At 32.7% G+C, this 25,344-nt stretch carries 23 protein-coding genes; 16 read left to right on the forward strand and 7 right to left on the reverse strand.

Translation table 11 applies throughout. The features are described 5' to 3' along the window. Positions 1-4: 4 nt before the first annotated feature. From LX95_RS10495 to yajC, 4 genes are all read left to right on the forward strand, one after another. On the forward strand, positions 5-1,108 hold the full coding sequence (locus LX95_RS10495) for a Glu/Leu/Phe/Val family dehydrogenase (protein ID WP_111541399.1): 1,104 nt from the start codon (positions 5-7) through the stop codon (positions 1,106-1,108). 88 nt (positions 1,109-1,196) lie between these two features. Further along, positions 1,197-2,138: a transcription antitermination factor NusB gene (gene nusB / locus LX95_RS10500; RefSeq protein ID WP_111541400.1), complete on the forward strand. Its 942-nt coding sequence runs from the start codon at positions 1,197-1,199 to the stop codon at positions 2,136-2,138. A gap of 64 nt (positions 2,139-2,202) precedes the next feature. After that, positions 2,203-2,685 (forward strand): DUF1573 domain-containing protein, encoded by a 483-nt coding sequence (locus LX95_RS10505; RefSeq protein ID WP_111541401.1) that lies wholly within the window; start codon positions 2,203-2,205, stop codon positions 2,683-2,685. 4 nt (positions 2,686-2,689) lie between these two features. Continuing rightward, positions 2,690-2,983 (forward strand): preprotein translocase subunit YajC, encoded by a 294-nt coding sequence (gene yajC, locus LX95_RS10510; protein ID WP_111541402.1) that lies wholly within the window; start codon positions 2,690-2,692, stop codon positions 2,981-2,983. A gap of 48 nt (positions 2,984-3,031) precedes the next feature. Here yajC and LX95_RS10515 read toward each other — a convergent pair whose 3' ends face one another. Further along, the gene (locus tag LX95_RS10515) at positions 3,032-3,619 is read right to left on the reverse strand and encodes a YdeI/OmpD-associated family protein (protein WP_111541403.1); all 588 of its coding nucleotides are present in this window, start codon (positions 3,617-3,619) and stop codon (positions 3,032-3,034) included. A gap of 94 nt (positions 3,620-3,713) precedes the next feature. Beyond that, entirely contained in the window at positions 3,714-4,958 is a 1,245-nt protein-coding gene (gene pepT, locus LX95_RS10520; RefSeq protein WP_111541404.1) for a peptidase T, read from the reverse strand. Between the two features lie 109 nt (positions 4,959-5,067). On the opposite strand from pepT, the gene LX95_RS10525 reads away from it, so the two are divergent. The 8 genes from LX95_RS10525 (at position 5,068) to LX95_RS10560 (ending at position 15,858) form a co-directional block, all read left to right on the forward strand. Next, entirely contained in the window at positions 5,068-6,093 is a 1,026-nt protein-coding gene (locus LX95_RS10525) for a quinone-dependent dihydroorotate dehydrogenase (RefSeq protein ID WP_111541405.1), read from the forward strand. Further along, positions 6,090-6,707, forward strand: coding sequence for a LysE family translocator (locus LX95_RS10530; protein WP_111541406.1), 618 nt, complete (start codon positions 6,090-6,092; stop codon positions 6,705-6,707). The genes LX95_RS10525 and LX95_RS10530 overlap by 4 nt, the downstream gene beginning before the upstream one ends. Positions 6,708-6,753: 46 nt before the next feature. Beyond that, the gene (locus LX95_RS10535; RefSeq protein WP_111541407.1) at positions 6,754-7,617 is read left to right on the forward strand and encodes a hydroxymethylglutaryl-CoA lyase; all 864 of its coding nucleotides are present in this window, start codon (positions 6,754-6,756) and stop codon (positions 7,615-7,617) included. Between the two features lie 102 nt (positions 7,618-7,719). Continuing rightward, positions 7,720-8,934 (forward strand): DUF4856 domain-containing protein, encoded by a 1,215-nt coding sequence (locus LX95_RS10540; RefSeq protein ID WP_111541408.1) that lies wholly within the window; start codon positions 7,720-7,722, stop codon positions 8,932-8,934. Positions 8,935-8,998: 64 nt separating this feature from the next. Beyond that, positions 8,999-10,120 (forward strand): imelysin family protein, encoded by a 1,122-nt coding sequence (locus tag LX95_RS10545; RefSeq protein WP_111541409.1) that lies wholly within the window; start codon positions 8,999-9,001, stop codon positions 10,118-10,120. A 19-nt stretch (positions 10,121-10,139) separates the two neighbouring features. Beyond that, on the forward strand, positions 10,140-11,504 hold the full coding sequence (locus LX95_RS10550; protein ID WP_111541410.1) for an HTTM domain-containing protein: 1,365 nt from the start codon (positions 10,140-10,142) through the stop codon (positions 11,502-11,504). Next, complete coding sequence (locus LX95_RS10555) at positions 11,482-13,923, forward strand: TonB-dependent receptor domain-containing protein (RefSeq protein ID WP_111541411.1); 2,442 nt, start codon at positions 11,482-11,484, stop codon at positions 13,921-13,923. The genes LX95_RS10550 and LX95_RS10555 overlap by 23 nt, the downstream gene beginning before the upstream one ends. Before the next feature lie 126 nt (positions 13,924-14,049). Further along, on the forward strand, positions 14,050-15,858 hold the full coding sequence (locus LX95_RS10560; protein ID WP_146240776.1) for a tetratricopeptide repeat-containing sensor histidine kinase: 1,809 nt from the start codon (positions 14,050-14,052) through the stop codon (positions 15,856-15,858). A gap of 100 nt (positions 15,859-15,958) precedes the next feature. Here LX95_RS10560 and LX95_RS10565 read toward each other — a convergent pair whose 3' ends face one another. The 4 genes from LX95_RS10565 to LX95_RS10580 all read right to left on the reverse strand — a co-directional run bounded on the left by LX95_RS10565 (position 15,959) and on the right by LX95_RS10580 (position 21,207). Further along, positions 15,959-16,201, reverse strand: a complete 243-nt coding sequence (locus LX95_RS10565; RefSeq protein WP_111541413.1) for a hypothetical protein — start codon at positions 16,199-16,201, stop codon at positions 15,959-15,961. A gap of 156 nt (positions 16,202-16,357) precedes the next feature. Beyond that, on the reverse strand, positions 16,358-17,599 hold the full coding sequence (locus tag LX95_RS10570; protein WP_111541414.1) for a T9SS type A sorting domain-containing protein: 1,242 nt from the start codon (positions 17,597-17,599) through the stop codon (positions 16,358-16,360). Between the two features lie 30 nt (positions 17,600-17,629). Then, positions 17,630-19,042, reverse strand: a complete 1,413-nt coding sequence (locus LX95_RS10575) for an HmuY family protein (protein ID WP_111541415.1) — start codon at positions 19,040-19,042, stop codon at positions 17,630-17,632. Positions 19,043-19,044: 2 nt separating this feature from the next. Then, the gene (locus LX95_RS10580) at positions 19,045-21,207 is read right to left on the reverse strand and encodes a TonB-dependent receptor plug domain-containing protein (RefSeq protein WP_111541416.1); all 2,163 of its coding nucleotides are present in this window, start codon (positions 21,205-21,207) and stop codon (positions 19,045-19,047) included. Between the two features lie 114 nt (positions 21,208-21,321). On the opposite strand from LX95_RS10580, the gene LX95_RS10585 reads away from it, so the two are divergent. From LX95_RS10585 to guaB, 4 genes are all read left to right on the forward strand, one after another. Beyond that, positions 21,322-22,218 (forward strand): DUF6607 family protein, encoded by an 897-nt coding sequence (locus LX95_RS10585; RefSeq protein WP_111541417.1) that lies wholly within the window; start codon positions 21,322-21,324, stop codon positions 22,216-22,218. A 3-nt stretch (positions 22,219-22,221) separates the two neighbouring features. Then, entirely contained in the window at positions 22,222-22,755 is a 534-nt protein-coding gene (locus LX95_RS10590) for an FMN-binding protein (protein ID WP_170116606.1), read from the forward strand. Next, positions 22,752-23,240: a hypothetical protein gene (locus LX95_RS10595; RefSeq protein ID WP_317047031.1), complete on the forward strand. Its 489-nt coding sequence runs from the start codon at positions 22,752-22,754 to the stop codon at positions 23,238-23,240. Before LX95_RS10590 ends, LX95_RS10595 begins: the two co-directional genes overlap by 4 nt. A 69-nt stretch (positions 23,241-23,309) precedes the next feature. Further along, a complete protein-coding gene (gene guaB, locus LX95_RS10600) occupies positions 23,310-24,782 on the forward strand; it encodes an IMP dehydrogenase (RefSeq protein ID WP_111541419.1) in 1,473 nt (490 codons plus the stop codon). A 408-nt stretch (positions 24,783-25,190) separates the two neighbouring features. Here guaB and LX95_RS14640 read toward each other — a convergent pair whose 3' ends face one another. Further along, the gene (locus tag LX95_RS14640) at positions 25,191-25,340 is read right to left on the reverse strand and encodes a hypothetical protein (RefSeq protein ID WP_170116607.1); all 150 of its coding nucleotides are present in this window, start codon (positions 25,338-25,340) and stop codon (positions 25,191-25,193) included. Positions 25,341-25,344: the final 4 nt, after the last annotated feature.

Raw genomic sequence — 25,344 nt, forward strand, 5'->3', positions numbered from 1 at the left:
ACCTATGAACGCTGAAATTTTAAAAGCAAACGAATTAAAAAAAGTAGCGCCAGTATTTGGGCAACTTTCTTTTGATGAACATGAACAAGTTGTTTTTTGTAACGACAAAGATACAGGTTTAAAAGCAATAATAGGAATACATAATACAACTTTAGGACCTGCTTTAGGAGGAACTCGAATGTGGGATTATGCTAGTGAATGGGAAGCATTAAATGATGTATTGAGATTATCTCGCGGAATGACCTTTAAGAGTGCAGTGACTGGTTTAAACCTTGGAGGGGGAAAAGCAGTTATTATAGGAGATGCTAAAACTCAAAAAACACCCGAATTAATGAGGAAGTTTGGAGAGTTTGTAGATTCATTAGGAGGTAAATATATTACTGCAGAAGATGTAGGAATGGATACTGCCGATATGGACACGGTAAGAGAGGTAACTAAACACGTAACAGGTATTTCTGAACATTTAGGAGGTTCTGGAAACCCTTCACCAATTACTGCTTACGGTGTGTATATGGGAATGAAGGCTGCAGCAAAATATAAATATGGAAAAGATTCTTTAGCTGGTAAAAAAGTATTGGTACAAGGGATTGGACATGTAGGAGAAACCTTAGTAAAATACATTGCCGAAGAAGGAGGAGAAGTACTTATTGCAGATATTAACCAAGAACGTTTAGAGCAAATAAGAGATAAATACGGAGCTATCATTTTTGGAGGCGAAGATTTATATACTGCCGATGTGGATATTTATGCACCTTGTGCATTAGGAGCTACGGTAAATGATGAGACTATTCATAAGCTAAATGTTGATATTGTTGCGGGAGCAGCGAACAATCAATTAGCCGATGAGAAAGTTCACGGAAAAATGCTACAAGAGAAGGGTATCGTTTACGCTCCCGATTTCTTAATCAATGCAGGAGGAATTATTAATGTTTATGCAGAATTAGAAGGTTATGATAAACCAGAGATTATGCGTAAAACTGAAAATATTTACCATACTACTTTAGAGATTTTAAATTCTGCGGAAGCGAATCAAATCACTACGCATCAATCTGCTTTAAAAGTTGCTCAAGATAGAATTGAAAAAAGAAAAGCAGAAAAGAAGCAGTAAGCATTAGAAAAACATAATTTAATTATATTTTTGCAGGGCGAAATAACTATTTCGCCCTTTTTTAATTTAAAGTTCTTTAAAATACGCTATGTTAACAAGAAGACATATTCGAGTAAAAGTAATGCAGTCTATGTACGCATTTACACAATCGGCTAACGATAATTTAATTGCTGAGCAAAAATTTCTTCAAAAGAGTATGGGAGAAATGTATGATTTATTTTTACTCAACTTAGATTTACTGGTTCAGGTAAAAAATAAAGCTCAAGATTACTTAGAGAAATCACAGAAGAAACATCTTGCTACAAACGAGGATAAAAATCCTAATCTTAAGTTCATTCAGAATAAATTAATTCATAAGATTGAACATAGCGAAAATCTTAGTGAGTTATTGGATGATAAAAAATTGACCAATTGGCAACAGGATGATGAGTATGTGAATATTATTTGGGAGGAAGTAAAACAAAGCGAAACTTATAAAGATTACTTAACATCAGACCTATCTTCGTTTCAAGAAGATAAAGAATTTATCATAACTATATTTAAGGAAATCATAGCTCCTAACGATAAGCTTTATGATTATTTAGAAGATAAAAAACTGACTTGGTTGGATGATTTACCTATAGTTAATACTAGCATCCTTAAGTTTTTGAAAAAAGAAAAGGAAGCAAATCCAGAAGTAAAAGTCCCAAAACTATTCAAGAATAGGGAGGATGAGGAATTTGCAATAGAATTGTTTAGAAAAACACTCTTAAATCAAGAAGCTTACGTAGAAGATATTCAAGAAAAAACTCCCAATTGGGATAAGGATAGAATAGCAGGTGTAGATAGTATATTGCTTAAAATGGCGATCTGCGAGTTTATGAAGTTTCCTTCGATTCCTGTAAAGGTCACTATTAACGAATATTTGGAGATTGCAAAAGAGTACAGCACTCCAAAAAGTAGCGTGTTTATTAATGGAATTTTAGATAAGTTATCTAAGGAATATAAAAGTTCAGAAAAAATCAATAAAATTGGTCGCGGATTAATGTAGTCCATTAAATTTTATTATTTTTAGCACTTGAAAAATCAATTACAAACAATTAAAATAAGTTAAAATGAAAAAAGGATTTTTAATGTTAGCTGCTGTAGCGGCAATGGTTTTTACTTCATGTAAAGAAAATGCAGCAGATAAGGTAAATGCAGAAAATGAGAAAGAAGTTGCAGAACGTGATGCTAACACTTCTGGAGCTCCAGCAATGAAGTTTGAAGAAGATATGCATGATTTTGGAACTATTAATGAAGGAGATGTAGTAGAGCATACATTTATGTTCGAAAATACTGGAGATGCACCTTTAGTTGTTTCTAATGCAAAAGGAAGCTGTGGTTGTACGGTTCCTACTTGGTCTAAAGAACCAATCGCTCCAGGAGAAAAAGGAGAGATGGTAGTTAAATTTAACTCTAACGGTAAGCCTAATAACCAAATGAAGACTGTTAGAATTACTGCTAACACAGAGTCTGGGCAAGAAATGATTAAAATTAAAGCTTTCGTAACTCCTAAAGCAGGTGGTGCAGCAAAAACAGGAAATCCAGTAAAGTAATTTCATGGAAAACTTAACCAGTTTTTTACCTTTTATTGCGATTATAATCATATTTTATTTCTTTATGATTAGACCGCAGCAAAAGCGTCAAAAGGAAGAAAAGAATTTTTCTGAAAATTTAAAAAAAGGTGATAGAGTCATTACCAAGAGTGGAATGCACGGTAAAATTGTAGATTTTAGTGAAAAACTAAATACTGTAATTATAGAAACGGGTGCAGGAAAAATCACTTTTGAAAAATCTTCTATATCATCGGAGTTGAGTAAACAATTAAATACAACTACTCCAAAAGAAAATTAATTCTATATAGATTATAATAAAAAAGGATTCCTTAACGGAATCCTTTTTTTATTTATACTTATCATATAAACCCACCTGATTTATAATCATGGGTTTAATTTTTTCTAATCGTTTATCTTTTGTACTGGATCTTTTGGCTTCCCTTATATAATCGGCATACTCTCTTTGTTTTCCTTTTGTTAGGTTGAGAAATGAAGTTTCCATTTCAGGGTTTTTTTGAAAAAATTGAGTCAACTCCATAGGAATAATTAACTCCTTATTTTTTTGAATAGGTATAGACTTACCTTCTTGTTGCAGTTGAATAGCTTCTTCTATATATGCTCTTAAAATAGGAGAGTCAATTGCATCTTCCTTGGTGAATTTAATTTGTCTTAGGGCTTTTGTTTTTCCTTTTTGCGCATTCACCAGTAAATTGGTGTTCTTTTTTAATAAAGCGCCGTTAAAAAACCATAAGGCATAATGATTTTTAAAACCCCCGAGACTTACTACATTTTTATTTTTTAAAGTATATGTTGGAGCTCCCCATTTAATAGTTTCTTCTAAGTTGGTTAATAAGATGACTTCTCTAAGTTGTCTAAGTTCATTTTCCCATTGGGGATGTTTTTCTATATAATCTTCAAAATTCTTAACTGGCATTTTTATAGATGTGTTGGAAATTAATTATTTAAGATAAAAAGATATAAAAAAAGCCCAAGTAAAACTTGAGCTTTTGTGTAATTTATAACTTTATTTAAGCTTGGTATTTTTTCGCTGTAAGTTCAGCTACTTTTACAATAACCTCTGTAGCTTTAATCATACTTTCTACTGGAACATATTCGTACCTTCCATGAAAATTATGACCTCCGGCAAATATATTAGGACAAGGTAGTCCCATAAAAGAAAGTTGAGAACCATCGGTACCACCTCTAATTGGTTTAATTAAAGGTTCAATGTTCACCTCTCTCATCGCTTCTTCTGCAATATCTACAATATGCATTACAGGCTCTACTTTTTCACGCATATTAAAGTATTGATCTTTAATTTCTATTTCAATAACTTCTTTATCGTGCTGAGAGTTAATTTCGCTCACCAAATCTAACATCATTTTTTTTCGAGCTTCAAAGTGAGTTTTGTCGTGATCTCTAATGATATAATTTAGTTTGGTTTCTTCTACTTTACCATTAATTTCTGTTAAATGGAAAAAACCTTGAGTTCCTTCAGTATGTTCTGGAGTCTCTAAACGAGGTAGGGAATTGATAAAATCTTGAGCAATATACATGCTATTTACCATTTTTCCCTTCGCATAGCCAGGGTGAACGATCTTTCCTTTTACTTTTATTTTTGCTCCTGCAGCGTTAAAATTTTCATATTCTAACTCACCAATTTGGCTTCCATCCATGGTATACGCCCATTCTGCACCAAATTTGGCAACATCAAATTTATGCGCTCCTCTTCCAATTTCTTCATCTGGAGTAAAACAAACTTTTATAGGACCGTGTTTAATTTCTGGATGCTGAATTAGGTATTCCATCGCAGACATAATTTCTGTAATTCCTGCTTTATCATCTGCTCCTAACAATGTAGTTCCGTCGGTGGTGATAAGCGTCTGCCCTTTATATTGCAATAGATCTTCAAAATAATCTGGAGAAAGGATGATTCCTTCCTCTTTATTTAAGACTATATCTTTCCCATCATAATTTTCTACAATCTGAGGTTTTATATTTGCTCCAGTAAAATCTGGTGAGGTATCAAAATGTGAAACGAACCCAATAGCAGGTACTTCGTGATCTACATTACTAGGTAGAGTAGCCATTACATAAGCATTATCATCTATATTTACATCGCTCATTCCTATAGCTCTTAACTCTTCAGTTAATTGCTTTGCTAAATCCCATTGCTTGTTTGTACTTGGTGTAGTACTGCTTTCTGGGTCACTTTCCGTATCTACAGTTACGTAACTTACAAAGCGATTTATAATGTGTTGTTTTTCTATCATGGTTTACTTTTTTGGTAAAAATAATTAATCGTTAGGGGAGTACAAAGACTTTTAAGAATATGCTTTTAGATTTTTTAAAATAAAGTATTTTTGCCAAAACTTTCCCATTATGTATAAGTCTATTATTCGTCCAATATTATTTAAGTTTGATCCAGAAAAGGTTCATCACTTTACTTTTTCAACTCTAAAAAATACCTTAAAAATTCCTGGAGTTTCTTCCGCTTTAGCGAAAACCTATTTAGTTGAGGATAAAAAGTTAGAGAGAAATGTATTTGGACTTAAATTTAAAAACCCAGTAGGCTTAGCAGCAGGCTTTGATAAAGACGCAAGACTTTACAAAGAATTAAGCCAATTAGGATTTGGTTTTATAGAGATAGGAACGGTAACTCCTAAAGCTCAAGGCGGAAACCCGAAACAAAGATTATTTCGTCTAAAAGAAGATCAGGCGATTATTAATAGAATGGGATTTAATAATGAAGGAGTTGAAGCTGCGATTAAAAGACTAAAAAAGAATAATCAGGAGGTTTTAATTGGAGGAAATATTGGGAAGAACAAAATCACTTCAAACGAAAATGCAGTTGATGATTATAAAATTTGCTTTGAAGCCTTGTTTCCTTACGTAGATTATTTTGTAGTCAATGTGAGTTCTCCTAACACCCCAAATTTAAGAGCGCTACAAGATAAAGAACCTCTTACTAGATTGTTAAATACTTTGCAATCGCTTAACGCGGAAAAGGAAAACAGAAAGCCCATTTTACTAAAAATAGCGCCAGATCTTACTGATGATCAACTTTTAGATATTATTGAGATTGTAAATACCACTAAAATTGCTGGAGTTATCGCTACTAATACAACAATTTCTAGAGAAGGTTTAGAATCTGAGCATAAAGAAGAAATGGGAGGTTTAAGTGGGAAGCCATTAACTTCTCGTTCTACAGAAGTAATTCGATTTTTATCTGAAAAAAGTAATCAGGCTTTTCCTATTATTGGAGTAGGAGGAATTCATTCTGCTCAAGATGCTTTAGAAAAACTACAGGCGGGAGCAAGTTTGGTACAACTCTACACAGGGTTTATTTATGAAGGTCCTCAATTGATTAAAGAAATTAATCGAGCGATTTTAAAAGAAAACGCTTGAATATAGAAATTCTCATATCGTTTGTGGTAGCTGTTTTTGCTTTAGCAGTTTCACCAGGGCCCGATAATATTTTTGTACTAGTACAAAGTATTCGCTTTGGTAAAAAGTTCGCTTTAGCGGTGGTAATGGGTTTGATGGCGGGCTGCTTAGTTCACACCTCTCTCGTCGCTTTTGGGGTTTCTTTATTTATAGCAAAAAATGAAATTTTATTTACTTTACTCAAATTTTTTGGAGCTGCTTATTTATTATACCTAGCTTTTAAAGTATATAAATCTTCTGATGAGATAGATTTTAATACTGAAAATATACCAGCTAAACCCGTGACAAAATTATTCCGTCAAGGCTTTATGATGAATGTACTCAATCCTAAAGTTTCCTTATTTTTTTTAGCTTTATTTCCTGGATTTTTATTTTCTGAAACCTTATCAGAAACGCTTCAGTTTTTCATTTTAGGAGGAGTGTTTATCGCTGTTTCTTTTCTTGTTTTTGGAAGCATAGCTATGCTTGCGGGCTCGTTAAAAACCTATATAGAAAGACACCCAAATTCTGGAGTTTTTCTAAAATGGTTGCAAATAGTTGTATTTATAGGTATTGCGATTTTTATCTGCATCTAAGCCTATAATGCTTATATATTTTAAAGCTAATGAGTATCTTTGAGCTATGAACAAGATTAAGCTAATAGAATGTCCTAGAGATGCCATGCAAGGTATTAAGGACTTTATACCTACTGAAAAAAAAATTCAATATATTCAGTCTTTACTACGTTGTGGTTTTGATACCATAGATTTTGGAAGTTTTGTATCTCCCAAAGCCATTCCGCAAATGGTAGATACCAAAGAGGTATTGGCAAATTTAGATTTATCAAAAACCAATAGCAAATTATTAGCTATTGTAGCTAACGTTCGTGGTGCACAAGATGCCGTACAACATCCAGAAATAGATTATTTAGGTTATCCTTTCTCTATATCAGAAAATTTTCAAATGCGAAATACGCATAAAACCATAGAACAATCTGTAGAGACCTTACGAGAGATTTTAAACATTGCCCATAAACACGGGAAACAAGTAGTAGCTTATTTATCTATGGGATTTGGGAATCCTTATGGGGATCCTTGGAGTGTAGAAATTGTAGGAGAGTGGACAGAGCGTTTATCTTCTTATGGTGTGAATATTTTATCCTTATCGGATACTGTGGGAACTTCAGATGCAGAAACTATAGATTATCTTTTTTCTAATTTGATTCCTGCCTATCCAAATATTGAATTTGGAGCGCACCTGCACACTACACCAACTTCCTGGCACGAAAAAATAGACGCAGCTTACAAAGCTGGGTGTAGGAGGTTTGACGGAGCTATACAAGGTTTTGGTGGATGTCCTATGGCGAAAGATGATTTAACAGGAAATATGCCGACCGAAAAAATGCTAAGCTACTTTAATGCTGCTAAAGCAGATTCTAACGTAAAAATGGGTAGTTTTGAATCTTCTTATAATGAAGCTACTAAAATTTTTAATCTTTATCATTAATCTTATTTAAATTAAATATAAATAAAATTTGTTTGCAGGCTTAAATAGCATATTTTTGCAGCCGAAATAAAATTATTTTTAAAAAATCTAAATAAAGGTATAATGAAGAAAATTTTTATCCCCGCGTTAATTTGTACTACTATATTTTTTACCTCTTGTTCTAGTGATGACGATAATAATATTATCGGAGGTGAAGATCAAATAAACGTTCCTACTAATTATGAGTTTGAAAGAGAAGGTGTTTCTACTGTAAGTTATGGTGGACAAACAACTAGAATTTCAATGGCAAAAGAATTGAGTGATGCTTTCACAGACTTTGATAATTTAACGGCCGATCGTTTAACAAATATGTTTTCAAATGAAAACACACCATTTTCTGAAGGAGATTTAAATAGTTCTTCAAAAAGTATAAAAAGTAAAGTAGCAGCTTCTAACGATTATTTCTCTTTAAATTCAACCGGTTCTGCAGCTGTTAAAGAAGATTTTGAATCTTGGATGAATGCTCAATTTGATGAGGTTCTAGCTAATCAAAATGTAGCGGCAACTTCAGGAGTTGCTGGACAAATTGCACAAGGTGATAAGACTAGGTATGTAAGTGCAAAAGGACTAGAATACAATCAAATGTATGCTAAAAGTTTAATGGGAGCTTTATTAGCAGACCAGATGTTAAACAATTATTTATCTTCAGATGTTTTAGATGAAGGAGATAATATTGTCAACAACGAGAACGGAGTTACCGAAGAGAGGAAATCATATACTACTATGGAGCATAAATGGGATGAAGCTTATGGGTACTTATATGGAGATACAAGTATTCCAACTTCTAACCCTATGAGTGTATTAGAAGATAATTCAGATAAATTTTTATTCAACTATATAAGACAAGTTGCTGCCGATGATGATTTTGAAAATGTAGCGCAAGCAACTTTTGATGCATTTAAAAAAGGAAGAGCGGCAATTACTGTAGGAAATTATGAGGTAAGAGATACACAAGCAGACATTATTAAAGAAAACATTTCTTTAATTTTTGCGGTAAGAGCGATTCACTATTTCCAAGCAGGAAAAGAATCTATTGCTGCTGGTGAAATGGGAGCTGCTTTTCATGAGTTATCTGAAGGTTTAGGATTTATGTACAGCATACGTTTTTCTCAAAACCCAGATACTGAAGCACCTTATATGAGTGCATCAGAATTAGAAACTTTTAAAAACGAGTTGTTGGACGGTAACGGATTTTGGTCTGTTTCTGCAGAAAAATTAGATGAAGTTTCAGAAGCTATTGCAAGTGCATATAGTATTTCTGTAAGTCAAGTTGATTAAGCTAATTATTTAGAAATCTAATAACAAGGTGTTTTGTAAAAGGCCTTGTTGTAATTTTAAGTATATGAAAAAGTTTATTTTATTATTTGTTTCCCTTAGTTTATTTGTAGTGAGCTGTAGTGATGATGATTCATCCTCTACTACTGCTGGTGATGATGCTTTTGATAGAAAAGAAATGCTTACACATTGGGCAGATCATATTATTGTACCCGCCTATACTAATTTTGTCGCTTCTTCTACTACTTTAGATGCAAGTACACAGACGTTTATAGAAACTCCTAATGAAGCAAATTTAGTTCAGCTTCGTGAAGATTATCAAAAAGCTTATTTAGATTTTCAAACCATATCTATATTTGAAATTGGACCAGCTGAAACTATCGGTTTTAGAGGCTTTGTAAATACATACCCTACCAATGCTACTGCAATTACACAACTTATAGAAAATTATGAAACTCCTAATTTAGAATTACCTTCAAGCAGAGCGGCACAAGGTTTTCCTGCTTTAGATTATTTTTTATACGGTGTAGCCGATAATGACAATAGTATTATTGAAACTTATAGCACAGGTAATTTTGCTAATGGTTATAAAACTTATTTAGGTTTAGTAAGTAAACGTATAAAAGATTTAAGTACTCTTATTCTTAATGATTGGAATAACGAATATAGAGATAATTTTGTAGCGAACACCAGTTCTTCTTCAACAGGATCTGTAGATATGTTAGCAAATGATTTTATCATTCATTTTGAAAAATTTATCCGTAGCGGAAAAGTGGGTATTCCTGCTGGAGTGTTTTCGGGTAATGTAGAGCCTCAAACCATTGAGTCTTATTACCAACCTTCATTTTCAAAAAGTTTGTTAGAAAAATCTCTTAATTCAAGTAAAAACTTTTTTAAAGGATTATCTTTTGATCAGAGTACTACAGGCTTGAGTTTTGAATCTTATTTGGATTATCTAAATTCAATTAAAGAGGGAGAAGATTTATCGACTTTAATTCTTAATCAATATGAAGATAGCGCTTCTAAAATTGGTTTACTGAATGATAATTTATTACAAGAAGTTGAAAATAACAATTCTAAAATGCTTACCGCATATGATAGTATGCAAGCCAATGTTATTTTATTAAAAATAGATATGTTGCAAGCACTTTCAATAAGCGTAGATTATGTAGATACCGATGGAGATTAATCTATAGAAAAAAAAATAGATGTTAATTAAGATTAAACATTATTTTAAAAAAAATACGGATGCAGCTCCTTTAGCAGTATTCCGTATTTTTTTTGGTTTAATGATGAGCTTAAGTATCGTTCGGTTTTGGGCAAATGGTTGGATAGATAAGCTTTACGTGCAACCTAAATTTTTCTTTTCTTATTACGGGTTTGAATGGGTGAAGCCTTTAGGGATTTATACTTATTTTATTTTTTTAATAGCACTAATTTCTGCTATTGCCATTATGATAGGCTATCGTTATAAATGGTCTATACTTATATTCTTTTTAAGTTTTACGTATATAGAACTGATGGATAAGACGACTTATCTTAACCATTATTACTTTATAAGTATTCTTAGTTTTTTAATGATTTTCTTACCGGCTTCAGCTCATTATTCTATAGATGCTTATTTAAATCCGCGTAAAGCGTATCAAAAAATACCCAAGTGGTGTATTCACAGTATTCAGCTTTTAATGAGTATTGTGTATGTGTATGCAGGTTTAGCTAAGCTTAATTCTGATTGGCTTTTGGAGGCCATGCCTTTAAAGATTTGGTTACCTTCAAAATATGATATACCTCTGTTAGGAGATTTTTTACAACAAACTTGGGTGCATTATGGGTTTAGTTGGTTGGGGATGATGTACGATTTAAGCATTCCTTTTTTATTACTCTATCGTCCTACTCGAAAAGTCGCCTTTTTTATGGTCATCGTTTTTCACGTATTGACGCGGGTATTGTTTCCTATTGGTATGTTTCCCTTCATTATGATTGTGAGCGCTACGATTTTTTTTGATGCTAAAGTGCATCGGCAAATTCTTAAAATCATTAGTAAAGTTTTTAAAATCTCTTACCATCGTTTTCAAAACCATAAAACTTTAGTTTTTTCCTCAAAAAAAAATAGCTTATTAACATTTGTACTTGTTTTGTTTTTTACAATTCAGTTATTTTTGCCCTGGCGTTACTTAGCTTATCCCAATGAGTTATTTTGGACAGAAGAGGGTTTTAGGTTTTCTTGGCGAGTTATGCTTATGGAGAAAGCGGGTTATGCGCAATTTAAAATTGTAGATGCTCAGACACAAAAGCGTTTTTATGTTGATAATTCAGATTTTTTAACACCTTATCAAGAAAAACAAATGTCTTTTCAACCCGATTTTATATTAGAATATGCGCATTTTCTGGGGAGTCATTTTGAGAAACAAGGTCACAAAAATGTAGAGGTTTATGTAGAAAGTTATGTGGCATTGAATGGGCGTAGGAGTCAGCCTTATATAGACCCGACTGTAGATTTATTACAAATAAAGGAATCATTTATTCCTAAAACATTTATACTTCCTTTTTATGATCAGATTAAAGGACTTTAATTTTATCGCGCTTTTCTTTTTGCTAAGCGTTTCTTTGCATGCACAATTTAGTTTTAAAGGAAGGGTAACTTCCGCTACGACGGGAAAAAATATAGCAGAAGCAGAAGTGTTTCACGTGTTGACAGGTGCTGTAGAAAAAACGAATGCTAACGGAGAATTTAGTTTTGATAATTTAAAAGAGGGCACTTATACTTTTGTGATTTTTGCAGCATCTTTTGAAGTTTATGAAACGCAGCTTAATCTTAGTGAAGATGTTGAAAAAACTTTTATTTTGACAGAACTTTCTGAAGAGTTATCTGAAGTAGTTATCACTCAACGAAGAGAAAGAATTTTTGCTTTACGGAATTTAAAACCCGTTGAAGGAACCGCTATTTATGCAGGTAAAAAAACCGAAGTTGTTCTCTTAGATAAAGTTACAGGAAACCTTGCCGCTAATAATGCTAGACAAATTTATAGCCAAGTAGTAGGTTTAAATATTTATGATAATGGAGATGCAGGTTTACAGTTAAATATTGGAGGACGAGGTTTAGATCCTAATCGCACGCAAAACTTTAATACGCGTCAAAATGGTTATGATATTTCTGCCGATGTTTTAGGTTACCCTGAAAGTTATTATACACCACCTCCAGAAGCTTTGAAGGAAATACAAGTGATACGCGGTGCTGCTTCTTTGCAATATGGAACGCAGTTTGGTGGATTGATCAATTTTAAGTTCAAAAAACCAAATAAGTATAAAAAAATAGAATTGGTTTCAAGGCAAAGTTTAGGTTCAAATCAACTATTTACGAGTTTTAATAGTTTAAGCGGGACCGTAGGAAAGTTGAGTTACTATACATACTACCACTATAAAGGCGGAAATGGTTTTAGGGACAATTCTGGATTTGATTCTCATCAAGCATTTGCACATTTAGGTTACCAAGTTTCTGAGCAAACCAAATTAGAATTTGAATATACATTTTTAGATTATTTAGCTCAGCAACCTGGCGGAATCACCGATGCTCAATTTTATGAAAACCCAGATTATAGCAATCGTGAACGAAACTGGTTTAAAGTAAATTGGAATTTATTTTCGGCTAAATTAAAGCATCAGTTTTCTAAAAAAACAGATTTTAGCCTTAACCTTTTTGGCTTGTCTGCTTCGAGAAAAGCTTTAGGGTTTAGAGATAATCGAGTTTCAAGTGTAGATGATCCTAATTTGCCTCGAGAATTATTAGTAGATCATTTTGAAAATTGGGGAGCCGAAGCGCGTCTTCTTACAAGATATGAGTTATTAGGTCAAGAATCTGTTTTTTTAATAGGAAGCAAATTTTATAAGGCGCATAATACACAAATGCAAGGAGCTGGTAATGCTGGGAGTGAGGCTAATTTTAATTTCGCCACCAGAGAATTTCCTAATTATGAACGTCAGGCAGATTTTACATTTCCCAATCAGAATTTAGCTTTTTTTGGTGAAAACATTTTTAGGTTAAACTCGCGTCTTTCAGTAACTCCTGGTTTTCGTTTAGAGTTTATAGATACCGAAAGTAAGGGATCATATCAAAACATTGTGAGTGATAATGCAGGAAATGTTTTGGTAAATGAAACTTTAGAAGACAATAGAAATTTAGAACGTTCTTTTGTTTTATTAGGAATAGGAGCTAACTATCAACTCTCTTCTCAAGTAGAGTTACTCGCAAATTTTTCTCAAAATTACCGTTCTGTTACCTTTAATGATATACGTGTAATCAATCCAGTTTTTGTGATTGATCCTAATATTAATGATGAAGAAGGCTTTACAGCCGATATCGGCATGCGTGGAAAATTATCTCGAAAATTACGATATGAATTAGGGGTGTTCGGACTTCAATATAAAGATAGAATAGGGGAGATATTACAAAACCAAGGGAGAATTGTAAGGTATAAGAGTAATATAGGAGATGCTTTTATTTACGGAATAGAAACTTTCGCAGAATTTGATCTTAAAAATCAATTTTTCAATTCTAACAAAAATTTACAGTGGAGTATTTTTAATAATTTTACATTTACCCAATCTGAATACACTCAATCTCAGCAGACGAATGTAGAAGGAAATAAAGTAGAATTTATACCAGAGTATAATCTTAAAACAGGAATGCGTTTTGGTTATAAAAATTTAATGGGTAGTTTGCAATACTCTTATTTATCTAAACAGTTTACAGATGCTACTAATGCTCCACAAGTAAAAACAGATAGTCAACGAGGTATTGAAGGGGAAATACCAGCCTACGGGATTTTAGACTTTTCTCTATCTTATGTGTATAAACGATTTAGATTAGAAACGGGAATTAACAACCTTTTAAATAATGATTATTTTACCCGAAGAGCTACGGGATATCCAGGTCCTGGAATAATACCAGCTCAACCTATTAATTGGTATACCACCTTGCAAGTGAAGATTTAAATTAAGAATTACCGTCAAAAATTAAATTAAAAGTAGTATCTTTTTAAATGAAATTTTCAAACTTTCTTAATTAAGAATATACAAGTATCAATATGTGTTTATGGTTTAAATACAGAAATTATATACGTGGTTAAGAAAATATTTACTTTCTTTTTTCTTTTGGCTATTACCTCTATGTATAGTCAACATTTAGACTCTATTAAATATTTTAATAAGAGGGCAATAGATACTTACAAAAATAATTCGGGGCAAGCGTTAGATTATTTACATAAAGCAGAACTCTTATTACAAACAAGTCCAAATGACACTCTGCAAACTAAAATCAACCAAACCTATGCCATTACCTATTATTTAAAAGGTAATTATGGGGAGTCTTTATCTTATTATTTAAGTGCCCTTAACGGATTTAAAAGGCTGCAAGATGAACATAATATGGCTAGGTGCTATAATGGTTTAGGTCTTATTCAACAAGGCATTGGTAGACACAATCAAGCTATTCAATATTTCGAAAAATATTTAGAATACGTAGATAATAAAGATCCATCGGCGGCTTACCTCAATTTAGGGATTTCTTATTTGGCTTTAAATCAAATCGATAAGGCTAGTCAGTATTTTGATGAGTCGTTTAAATTTTCGATTACTTCAGAAAATAAATCTATAAAATTAGCAACAAAAAATAGAATAGCACAAGTATATTATTTAGAAGAAAACTTAGAGGAAGCTATTTTAACCTACAACCAAGTAATCAATGAATCTAAAAATGATAATTGGGAGTTAACCTTTGCGTATGGAGGATTAGCGGAAATTTATATAAAATTAAACGAGCTGGAGAAAGCTCTTTCTGCAGCACAAAAATCATATCAAGCCGCTATTGAAATTGATGCACTTTGGGATCTTGAACGAAGTACGGCTTTGTTGGCTAAAATTCAAGTTCTAAAGGAGAACTACAAAAATGCTTACCGTTTTTCAAAAGACAATAGAAAGTATAAAGATTCTCTTTTTAATAAAGAGCAAGCACAGATTATAGCAGTAATGCAGTTAGATAAAAAAGAGGCAGAAAATGAAATTTTGACAACTAAAAATCAGCAGTCTGAGGATAAAATTTTTTTCAATCAATTAGTTATAGCGCTTATTGCTTTAATTTTAGCTATCACTTTATTTTTTGCATTTAAATACAAAAAAATAATTAGAGAAAAAGAAGAGTTAAATACAGCCTTAGCTCAAAAAAATAGACAACTTATAAAACTAGATAAAGGAAAAAATAAACTTTTCTCTATCATCTCTCACGATTTAAGATCGCCTATTGCAGCTGTTTCTCAGGTAATGGACTTACTGCTTCAAAATGCCTTTACGGAAGAAGAAAAAATTGAAGTTTACTCTTCTATGCGTTTGCAATTAGACGAAACTTCTAGAATGCTTAATAACCTATTAATTTGGGCAAGTACACAATTAAATGGAACGAAAATAAACTTTACGGAAATTAATATTGTATCAGAAATGATAGAAATTTTGAATGTGTATAAAATTTCGAGTCAGAGTAAAGGGGTGACGATCGTTCATGATGTTTATAAAGAAGCTATTATGATTACGGTAGATACCGTACAATTGCACGTAATCTTACATAATTTATTATCAAATGCATTAAAATATACTCCCAAAGAGAAAAGTATAAAAATATCTTATCAAATTAAGCCTGAGCATATCGAAATACATATTTTTAATGAAGGAACGCCTATTTCTAAAGATCAATTAGATAAAATTTTTTCAGAAAATAACTCATCCATTACTTCTTTAAAAGGAACAGATGGCGAATTTGGAACTGGCTTAGGCTTGTTTTTAATAAAAAAGTATGTAGAGCTTAACAAGGCGGAATTTGCGATCCAGCCTATTGAAAACAAAGGAACTCTTGTTATACTTTGTTTTGATAAAAACTAACGCTTATTTTTTGTCTTTATAGAGTTAAAACTATCGAGGGCTACAAAAAAAATGCATACCCACATAGGTATGCATTTTATATTTTAAACGCTTATTATCATTAAGCCGTAACTTGAGGCGCCCAGTAAGAACATAACATATCGGGTGCTGCTTTTTTAGGGTGAGCACAAGTAGGACTCATATATCTTGAACAAGTGGTACAGTTTTCTTTGTCCAAAAATCTATTTTTCATCGTAAAACTATCACACGTATGCCTATCACTTACCGATGTATCATGTTTTATACAAAAATCATTTTCAAATTTTTTACAGTTTACACAGCTGTTTCCTAATCTAATACTCATAGCTCTCTTTTTTAGTGAATAACTTAAAAATAGAAGTTTAATAAGGAAGAAGCAATATAAATAACTGAATTTGAGTATTTTGTAATTGGATTGATTAAAAATAAAAAGCTACTCTATGCAGAGTAGCTTTAAAATAATTTGGTTGGTACTGGCTAATTAATTTAGAATCAACTTTTGAGTTGTACTATGACTTCCTGCTTGATATTTAACAATGTAAGTACCATTTGCTAATTGCGACAAGTTTAATCTTTGATTGGTAAACCCAGCATTTTTCAATTGAGAAGTGTATACTTTTTTACCCAAAAGGTTATAGATTTCTACCGTTTGATTAGCATCTTCACTTTCAACTAAAACATTAATTTGCTTGTCGGAAGATGGGTTAGGGTAGATACTAAATGAATTTTCAGCATCAAAAGCCACCGTGCTTAACTGGCTAGTTACATCTTCATAGTTAAACTGAATGTTTCCTGTAGAACTTCCTCCAAAATCAGTGAAATTTAATTTGTAAACTGTTCCGTCAAGATATTTTACGTAAAAATAAAGATCTGGTTCTACATCATAAGTATAACTTGCATTTAATGTTTTCCAGTCGTAACCAATTGTATTGATTTCATCTGAATAATTAAGATTACTAGTATCTCCATTTCCGTTAGGCTCTATATTTTCTGCTACGACTAGGTCTGGATGTTGTAAAGCTCCTGTTACTACATACTTCATAGTTCCTCCGCTATAAGCATAATCTGTAGTGAATTTTGTAAATTTTAGATCCCAGTCTGTACTTGCAGGTTCAGCAACTACTTCAGAAGCGGTAGTGAAATTGTAGTAGTTGAACATGTTGTTAGGATTGCTGGTATTAGAAACAGTTTCGGTAGTATCTGCACTCCAAGTAGAAGTGGTCTCGTCCCAAGAAGCATATTTAAATGTATATCCACCAAAATAATCTTCAATGAATAATTTTTTGAAGCTCCCGTCAGCATATTTTAATAAAAAGGTAACGGTTCCCTCTACGTGGTGGTTGGCTGGATTATATTCTCCAAAACCATAAGAAGCAGAACCTGTATTGAAAGCTCCTTCAAACCAACTTATGTCACTGTTGTATAGCTGTGTGAAGTTGGCAATATTATTCACATCTACTGTAGCATAATCTACTGGGGTATTGGCTGCTTCAAAAACTTCTAAACCAATTCCGTCATTAATTCTAATGGCAAAATTCATATTGTTATTTCTCAAAAAAGCAATTTCCCAATCGGTTGCAATATGGTCGTAACTTTGATTGGTTGAAAACTTATAATAAACTTCGTTTGCATAAGAAGGATCTAAGCTAAGATTTACGGTAGTTTGTGCCGTTGCGATTAAGCAAAAGCCAAAAAACGCTAAGAAAGATAGTTTTAAATTCATAAGGTGTAATTTTTAGTTATAATTGTATATTTAATTAAGGATTTGATATTCAAATTTTGGGTAACCGCGTACGCCGTTTTCATTCACCATCGAAGTGAATTTTAATTTATAAGTATTTCCGTCAGTATCTTTAATGATGTAAAAACGCTCGTTAAATAGTCCGTTAAAAACATCTCTCCAGTTGGCTCCAATTACTCTTTGGTCAACTTCATATAATGAATTATCGATATTTGCTGTAGTGAAATCTTGATAAGCAATATCTTCAGTCATTACTTGATAAGCTTTGGTGTTAGAAAGTACGTTAGTAGCAACATAATCAGAAAAACCATAAGCAGATTCTCCTCCTTCTGGAAGATCTAACACTTCCGTGAAGACGGTAAAATTAAGATCCCATTTCCCTTTTGTTGGAGCAACATCTACCACATTTTCATTTATTATACTGAAATAGGTGAAATCGTGATGGTTATCCTTTCCAATAGTGATTTCTTGGTGAGTAGTTGCATCTAAATCGGCATAAAGCAATTTATAAGCACCGTCTTCTTGTACAACTCTTATTTTTTTCCAACCTCTATCGGCTCCAGCAACGGCAACGCTTCCAGTTTCTGGAGTATCGGTTCCTATCTCGCTCCCCATTTTGATGAGGTAAACTTTATTCTCTTCAAGGTTGATAGAAATTTCTTCGATCACCGTTTCGTTTAAATTTCCGCTAGGAGCATCTACAAATTCATTAGATCCTTGCACTAGGAAAGCCATTTGTGACTGTAAACTAGCAACATCAGCTTCGGTAATAGCATCAATATTCGTAGTTTCTAATGGGGCAGCCATCATAAATAAAGAGCTATTTAGCTTAACGCGGAATTGATCTCCGTTATAAAAAGCTAAATCCCATTTATCTCTACTGACTACGGTTTCTTGTTGTGTACTTAAATCTAAATACACTTGATTTCCTTCATTAGGTCCTCCTAAATTGGGAGAAATACTTCCGCCAAGAGAAGCAGTATCAGAGAAACTTACAAGATTGGTAGTGTTTCCTTGAGTAAAACCATTAGGAATATTTACTTCTGTTATGGAGAACTCAATAGATTTATCAGTGTCATTTTGAGCAGGATTTGAGTTTAATCTTTCTAGACTAAATGAAGTTTGAATGGTTCCCATCACAATAGGAATTTCAATAATTCCGCTTTGCGTGGATGGAGTAGTGCTATAATCCTCACCGTAAGTTAAGTTGGTTTCGGTATAAGTAATAACGAGTATTCCGTCCTGCGGAGCATCATTAGAAAAAACAAGGTCTATTTCTTTTTCATTATCAGTTTCCGCGAAAGCTGTAGAAGGATTTTTAAAAGCCACGACAAATTCAGAATCATTGGCTGATGAATCATCTTTATTACACGCCGTAAAGAAGATAATAACGAGAGAAAAAAGTACTAAATAGTTAGATTTCATAATTAAAAATTTAGATGGTATAAAAGTTTTATAAAGAAAGACCTGCCATATCCTAATAACTGGGATGAAGATGCTGCAGTATGCGTACCTCCTTGGCCTGTACTAGAGTTTACTTCTGTAATATCTAATACATTTCTTGCGCCTATGGTAATATCTAAGTCTTTGTAGAATGTCTTTTTGATAGATGTATTTAACCAACCGTACCCGTCAAGTTTTCCTCTAGTAATTTCAGTTTCTCCATCGTCATTAATGCTAGATACAAATTGATATTGTGGACCATTTACTTTAAAAAAAGTAGAGAAAACAGTATTCCATTTAGGAACTTGGTAAGATAGATTAGTGTTGAATTGAAAAGCGTATAAGAAATCATCATTATACACATCGCTACTGTTTAATACTTTTGATTCTCCAGAGAAAGCAAGTCCTAGGGTAGCAGAAAGATTTTTGTATTTAAGTGTATTTCTTAAGGATAATCCCCAAGTTTTGTATAGATCTATATTATTATATTGGTAGGCTAGAGGAGAAGTATTTGTAATAATTAAATCTATTTTATCTTCAACATCTAGATACCAAGCCGATAGTTTTGGAGTATATTTTAATTCGTAATCGTTTAACCAAAATGCTTTTTTAAAGTGTAAGAATATAGATTTTCCATATTCCGGATTTAGATTCTCATTTCCTTGTACATTATGATTGCTATCAACCATATAAAAATAGAGTTGCTCAAACGTAGGCGTTTTTGGTGCTGTACCAATGATAGTTCTTAGTTGATAACCATCTTTAAAGCTATACTTTCCGCTAAGGGAAACTGCATACTGAGGTGAAAACTGCGAAGAGGTAATAATTCTAGCTCCAGGTCTTAAGGATAAGCGGGCGGTAGGTTTTATTTCTGAAGAAGCAAAGAAACTATATGAATTAAGGGTATTGTTTTGAGTCCTATTTTCGACGTTCTGAGATGAAAGTCCGCTTGCAGAACCTTCATCTAGCGTAGTTTCATAACCTAATTCTAATTTAAAATTTTCCTTATTAAAAAAGTTGTTGAAAGTTCCTCTAGAGAAAAAGCCTTTGCGGGTATTGTAATCATAATTTTCAATATTAGACTTCTCTTCAGATTTTATGGTGTAAGTAAAAGTTTCAATATTCTTAGTTTGTTCTTGGTAAGATGCAGAAATATTGAAGTTGATTTGGTCTCTAATTTTCCCTGTAGCATTTAGATGATGATAAAACCTGTCTGAATTAAAGATCTCATCATTGGCTGTTGGTTTATTAGTTTGCGTAGAACTGTTATGATTTAATAAAACATTGGTATTGTACTTATTAGTTTCTTCCGTAAAGTATTCGAACTTGTAAAAAACGGTAAAGTTTTCAAAACGATAATTAATTAAAGTTTTAATACTATTTTGTTCTTTAGGAAGCCATTCATAACCTCTTAAACCATCATTTTCATCCACAGGATTAAAATAATTTTTTCCTTGATTTTGATTTAGAAACCCTTGAAAATCATTTCTGGTAAATAATACATTGGCGTAAAGCTTATCTGTAAAATTATGTCCCACTTTTAAAGACTGTATATGTCTACCTTCATCAAACAATCCATATTCGCTACCAATGGTTTCTTCTTGAATATATGGCGTGATTTGCCATTTCGCTTTCGCGGATTTTTTTGTAATAATATTCACCACACCAGTTACTGCATTAGAACCGTATTGTACTCCCATAGCGCCCTCAATAATTTCTATTTGTTGGATATCATCTAAGTTAATTTGAGAAATATCTATAGCATTCCCAAAACCTTCATCCCCTACTATGGGTACATTATCTACTAAAATTTTTACATATTCTGAGTTAAATCCAAACTGTTGAATTCCCGATCTGCCTTCACCAGCTTGCGGAATAATATTCATATTTAATGTTTGGGTAAGAACATCGGCAAGGTTATTTCCTGCCATTAATTGAATGTCTTTTTCTGTAATTACCTGTACTTCAAAAACCGATTTTTTTACAGATTGGGAGTTGTACTGTCCTGTGAGAATGACCTCCTCTAGATTATTCACTTTTATGGTGTCTTTTTTCTTGTCATTCGTTTCTTTTTTAACCTCAGTCTCTTGAGCTTGAATGTTAAAAAAGTTTAAAAGTAAAATGATGAGTAGAAATCTATTTTTCATTATTTAGACTAAGTCTTAATTAAAATATTTCGACAAATATATATATTATTTTAAATCAATCTAAATAAATTTAATATTTTTGTCCCAGAATCAATCTATAAAAAACTAATAAAAATGAATTTCAAGAACTTATTATTTACAAGTGTTTTGATGGCAGCCACTAGCGTTGGTTTCGCCCAAAAAAATCTAAAAGAAGATAAACAAGCTATAAAAGATATGTGCGGCTGTTTTGAGGTTACCTTTAAGTATACCGAGACATTTTCTCCAGAAATTGATTATGAAAAACACTATGATTATACAGCTACAGCTTTAGAATGGGCAGAGTTGATAAAAGATGAAAAAAACGAAATTTCTATTCAGCACCTTTTAGTTCTTAATGATACCATGGTCATTAAGCACTGGAGACAAGATTGGTTATATGAAAATACAAAGCGTTATGACTTTAACCACGATAATCAATGGACTTTTGTAAATATGAATAAGAAAGATGTAAAAGGACAATGGACACAAAATGTATATCAGGTAGATGATAGTCCGCGTTACTCAGGTTCTGCAACTTGGATTCATGAAGATGGAAAACATTATTGGAATAATACTACAAGTTCTCCTTTGCCGCGTAGAGAATATTCTAAACGAAGTGATTATAATGTAATGATGCGTGGTAATCAAGTTGAAATTACAAAAGAAGGGTGGTTGCACGAGCAGGATAATGAGAAAGTAATTCGTGAAGATGGTAAAGAAGATGTGCTTTTAGTAGAAGAAAAAGGTTATAACGTATATCGTAAAGTAGCCGATGAAAAATGTAAAGCTGCCAAAAACTGGTGGGCAACTAATAAAGATTTTTGGAGTAGAGTAAGAAATAAGTGGAGTGATGTTTATGGTCGTGATAAAGATTTAGCTTTAGAGAAAGCGGTAAACGGTCAAGCTTTATTTATGCAATTATTCCCAATGGATATTGAAACAAAACAAGCAAAAATTGATAGTACTGTAGAAGAATACGTAAAAAAATAAATGATGATTAAAAGGTTATTAATATTTTGTGGCCTATTAAGTTGTTTTGCTTTTACGATTACAACAACCCAAGATAGGCTTCAAGAAAAATTTGATAAGGCGATAAAAAGCACTTACGAAGTAAAGGATTATCAGTTGGAATCTATTACGGCTCCAGGAAATATAGAAGAAAAAATTCCGGCGAAGACCGCAGCTAAAAACCTTTCAAGAATTTCTGTACAAGGAGAACTTATAGGTTATACCTATTTAGGAACTGCTCCAAGTAAAAAGAAGAAATTTGAATATGTGGTGTTGTTTGATAAAGATTTGAAGATTAAAAAATCTAAAGTTCTCATCTACAGAGAAGATTACGGACTTCAAATAGGGTCTCAGCGTTGGCTTAAGCAGTTTATAGGTATGACACCAGACTCTAAAATTGAGTATGGAGAAAATATAGCTGCTATTAGTGGAGCGACTATTTCTGCCTCATCTATGGCAAGAGCTGTAAATAATGTATTAAAAACGATGCATATTTTAAAACAGGAAAATCAATTATGATCAACCTTAACGGATTTATCTTTAGGTTACCCAAAGAAGTAAAATTTTTAATCGGCGCTTTTCTTGTAGTGTTAAGCGTCGGTTATTTTACGGGTTTGATTTTTGTAAATGATACTACAGAAAATCATCCTCAAGGCATTCAAGAAAACTATTTAGGTAACGAAGAAGACCTGGAAGCAGAAGTGATGAAGTTTAAAAAACCAGAAAGAGAAATGCTTACCATCATTCATACGCACATTCTTTCTATGTCTGTTATATTTTTTCTTCTTGGCGGATTGGTTTCAATAACCAAGTCTAACAAAAAATTAAAAAAAGCTTTAATGATAGAGCCGTTATTATCGGTCTTATTAACCTTTGGTGGAATTTATTTAATGTGGACTGGTTTACATTGGATGCGTTATGTGGTGGTGGTTTCAGGAATACTTATGACTACATCTTTTGTTATATCTGTACTTTTGGTTTTCTCACAATTGTTTAGAAAATAAATAATAACATTATTACAAGTTTCTTAGCATAAAAGCTTACTTTTGCATGCAATTAAATCTTTAATTGCGATGACTGCACACGATAATAAAATTGTTGGAGAAGGATTAACATATGATGATGTTCTTTTAGTTCCTGCGTTTTCCGAAGTTCTTCCTAGAGAAGTTAACATTCAAACCAAATTTACCAAAAATATCACTATCAACGTTCCTATTGTTTCGGCAGCTATGGATACGGTGACAGAATCTCGCATGGCTATTGCTATGGCTCGAGAAGGAGGTATTGGTGTTTTGCATAAAAACATGACTATCGAGCAACAAGCACTTAAAGTCCGTAAAGTAAAAAGAGCAGAAAGTGGAATGATTATCGACCCTGTTACTTTACCTATAGAAGCAAAAGTAAAAGATGCTAAAGAATTGATGCGAGAGCATAGTATTGGAGGAATCCCCATTGTTGATCAAGAAGGAAAATTAATTGGGATTGTTACCAATCGTGATTTGCGTTTTGAGAAAAACAACGAAAGACCTATTGAAGAAGTAATGACTTCTAAAAATTTGGTAACTGTTGCAGAAGGAACTTCTTTAGATGATGCAGAAGAAATCTTACAAGAGAATAAAATTGAGAAGTTACCTGTTATTAATAAGGATAACAAGCTAGTAGGTTTAATCACGTTTAGAGATATTACTAAACTAACTCAAAAACCTATCGCTAACAAAGATCAATACGGTAGATTACGTGTGGCAGCAGCTTTAGGTGTCACTGCAGATGCTGTTGATAGAGCAGAAGCTTTGGTGAATGCAGGTGTAGATGCTGTAATTATAGATACAGCTCACGGTCATACTAAAGGCGTGGTTCATGTATTGAAAGAAGTGAAAAAGAAATTCCCAAATTTAGAAGTAGTGGTAGGGAATATCGCTACTGCGGAAGCTGCGCAATATTTAGCTGATGCTGGAGCTGATGCCGTAAAAGTAGGAATAGGTCCGGGTTCTATTTGTACCACAAGAGTAGTGGCGGGAGTAGGTTTTCCACAATTTTCTGCTGTAATTGAAGTAGCTGCAGCTTTAAAAGGAAGCGGAGTACCAGTCATTGCAGATGGAGGTATACGTTATACAGGAGATATTCCTAAAGCCATAGCAGCAGGAGCAGACTGTGTGATGTTAGGTTCTTTACTGGCAGGTACTAAGGAATCTCCAGGCGAAACTATAATTTACGAAGGAAGAAAATTTAAATCTTATCGCGGAATGGGATCTGTAGAGGCAATGCAACAAGGCTCTAAAGATCGTTATTTTCAAGATGTAGAGGACGATATTAAAAAGCTTGTTCCAGAAGGTATTGTAGGACGTGTACCTTATAAAGGAGAATTATTTGAAAGCATGAATCAATTTATTGGAGGTTTACGTGCAGGAATGGGATATTGCGGAGCAAAAGATATTGAAGCTTTAAAGAACGATGCTAAATTTGTGAAGATAACATCATCGGGAATTCATGAGAGTCATCCTCACGATGTAACCATTACCAAAGAAGCACCTAACTATTCTAGATAGTTTTAAGTATAAACTTATAAAATTGAAGAAAGCTCTAATTGTATTAGGGCTTTTTTTTTAGGTTAGATTTTTTCTGCAAGCCATAAAAAAATATACTTCCTAGAAAATACATTACTACATCCCACCCATCAGAAGTGTAGCGAGGGTTTATTTGAGGTTGATAATATTCAAAATAAATAGCATAATAGATAGTCAAAGAGATAATTGTAAACAAAGATAATCTTATGGAATCATCCTTTTTAATCTTTTGCACAGCTATTAGGCAAATAGTAAGTACAATTGGCATACATAGCAAATCGTTAGCATACGAATTGATTATAGTGGGCAGTTGGATATGGAGTAAATGTTTTGTAGCTAATAAACACAAAAATAAAGTAAGAAGAGAATATAGAACTTTATAGATAAGGGTCATAATAAAAGCAAGGAAGTAATAAATGCTAAAATTCCTCCTATGACCATGACAATCATCCATACCGAGTAGCCCATTTTAGAAAAAAATAGACTCAATTTACTTTTTGGTTTTTCTGATGCAGATTTATTTTCGCTCTCTTTTTTCATCCTT

Origin of the sequence: Mesonia algae, assembly GCF_003253545.1 — a bacterium.
GTDB lineage: Bacteria > Bacteroidota > Bacteroidia > Flavobacteriales > Flavobacteriaceae > Mesonia > Mesonia algae.

Coding starts and splice junctions, on each gene's coding strand:
- yajC (WP_111541402.1), top strand. CDS start 2,690: ATGGAAAACTTAACCAGTTTTTTACCTTTTATTGCGATTATAATCATA.
- LX95_RS10505 (WP_111541401.1), top strand. CDS start 2,203: ATGAAAAAAGGATTTTTAATGTTAGCTGCTGTAGCGGCAATGGTTTTT.
- LX95_RS10555 (WP_111541411.1), top strand. CDS start 11,482: ATGATCAGATTAAAGGACTTTAATTTTATCGCGCTTTTCTTTTTGCTA.
- pepT (WP_111541404.1), bottom strand. CDS start 4,958: ATGATAGAAAAACAACACATTATAAATCGCTTTGTAAGTTACGTAACT.
- LX95_RS10590 (WP_170116606.1), top strand. CDS start 22,222: ATGATTAAAAGGTTATTAATATTTTGTGGCCTATTAAGTTGTTTTGCT.
- LX95_RS10515 (WP_111541403.1), bottom strand. CDS start 3,619: ATGCCAGTTAAGAATTTTGAAGATTATATAGAAAAACATCCCCAATGG.
- guaB (WP_111541419.1), top strand. CDS start 23,310: ATGACTGCACACGATAATAAAATTGTTGGAGAAGGATTAACATATGAT.
- LX95_RS14640 (WP_170116607.1), bottom strand. CDS start 25,340: ATGAAAAAAGAGAGCGAAAATAAATCTGCATCAGAAAAACCAAAAAGT.
- LX95_RS10540 (WP_111541408.1), top strand. CDS start 7,720: ATGAAGAAAATTTTTATCCCCGCGTTAATTTGTACTACTATATTTTTT.
- LX95_RS10595 (WP_317047031.1), top strand. CDS start 22,752: ATGATCAACCTTAACGGATTTATCTTTAGGTTACCCAAAGAAGTAAAA.
- LX95_RS10495 (WP_111541399.1), top strand. CDS start 5: ATGAACGCTGAAATTTTAAAAGCAAACGAATTAAAAAAAGTAGCGCCA.
- nusB (WP_111541400.1), top strand. CDS start 1,197: ATGTTAACAAGAAGACATATTCGAGTAAAAGTAATGCAGTCTATGTAC.
- LX95_RS10535 (WP_111541407.1), top strand. CDS start 6,754: ATGAACAAGATTAAGCTAATAGAATGTCCTAGAGATGCCATGCAAGGT.
- LX95_RS10525 (WP_111541405.1), top strand. CDS start 5,068: ATGTATAAGTCTATTATTCGTCCAATATTATTTAAGTTTGATCCAGAA.
- LX95_RS10550 (WP_111541410.1), top strand. CDS start 10,140: ATGTTAATTAAGATTAAACATTATTTTAAAAAAAATACGGATGCAGCT.
- LX95_RS10545 (WP_111541409.1), top strand. CDS start 8,999: ATGAAAAAGTTTATTTTATTATTTGTTTCCCTTAGTTTATTTGTAGTG.
- LX95_RS10570 (WP_111541414.1), bottom strand. CDS start 17,599: ATGAATTTAAAACTATCTTTCTTAGCGTTTTTTGGCTTTTGCTTAATC.
- LX95_RS10585 (WP_111541417.1), top strand. CDS start 21,322: ATGAATTTCAAGAACTTATTATTTACAAGTGTTTTGATGGCAGCCACT.
- LX95_RS10580 (WP_111541416.1), bottom strand. CDS start 21,207: ATGAAAAATAGATTTCTACTCATCATTTTACTTTTAAACTTTTTTAAC.
- LX95_RS10575 (WP_111541415.1), bottom strand. CDS start 19,042: ATGAAATCTAACTATTTAGTACTTTTTTCTCTCGTTATTATCTTCTTT.
- LX95_RS10565 (WP_111541413.1), bottom strand. CDS start 16,201: ATGAGTATTAGATTAGGAAACAGCTGTGTAAACTGTAAAAAATTTGAA.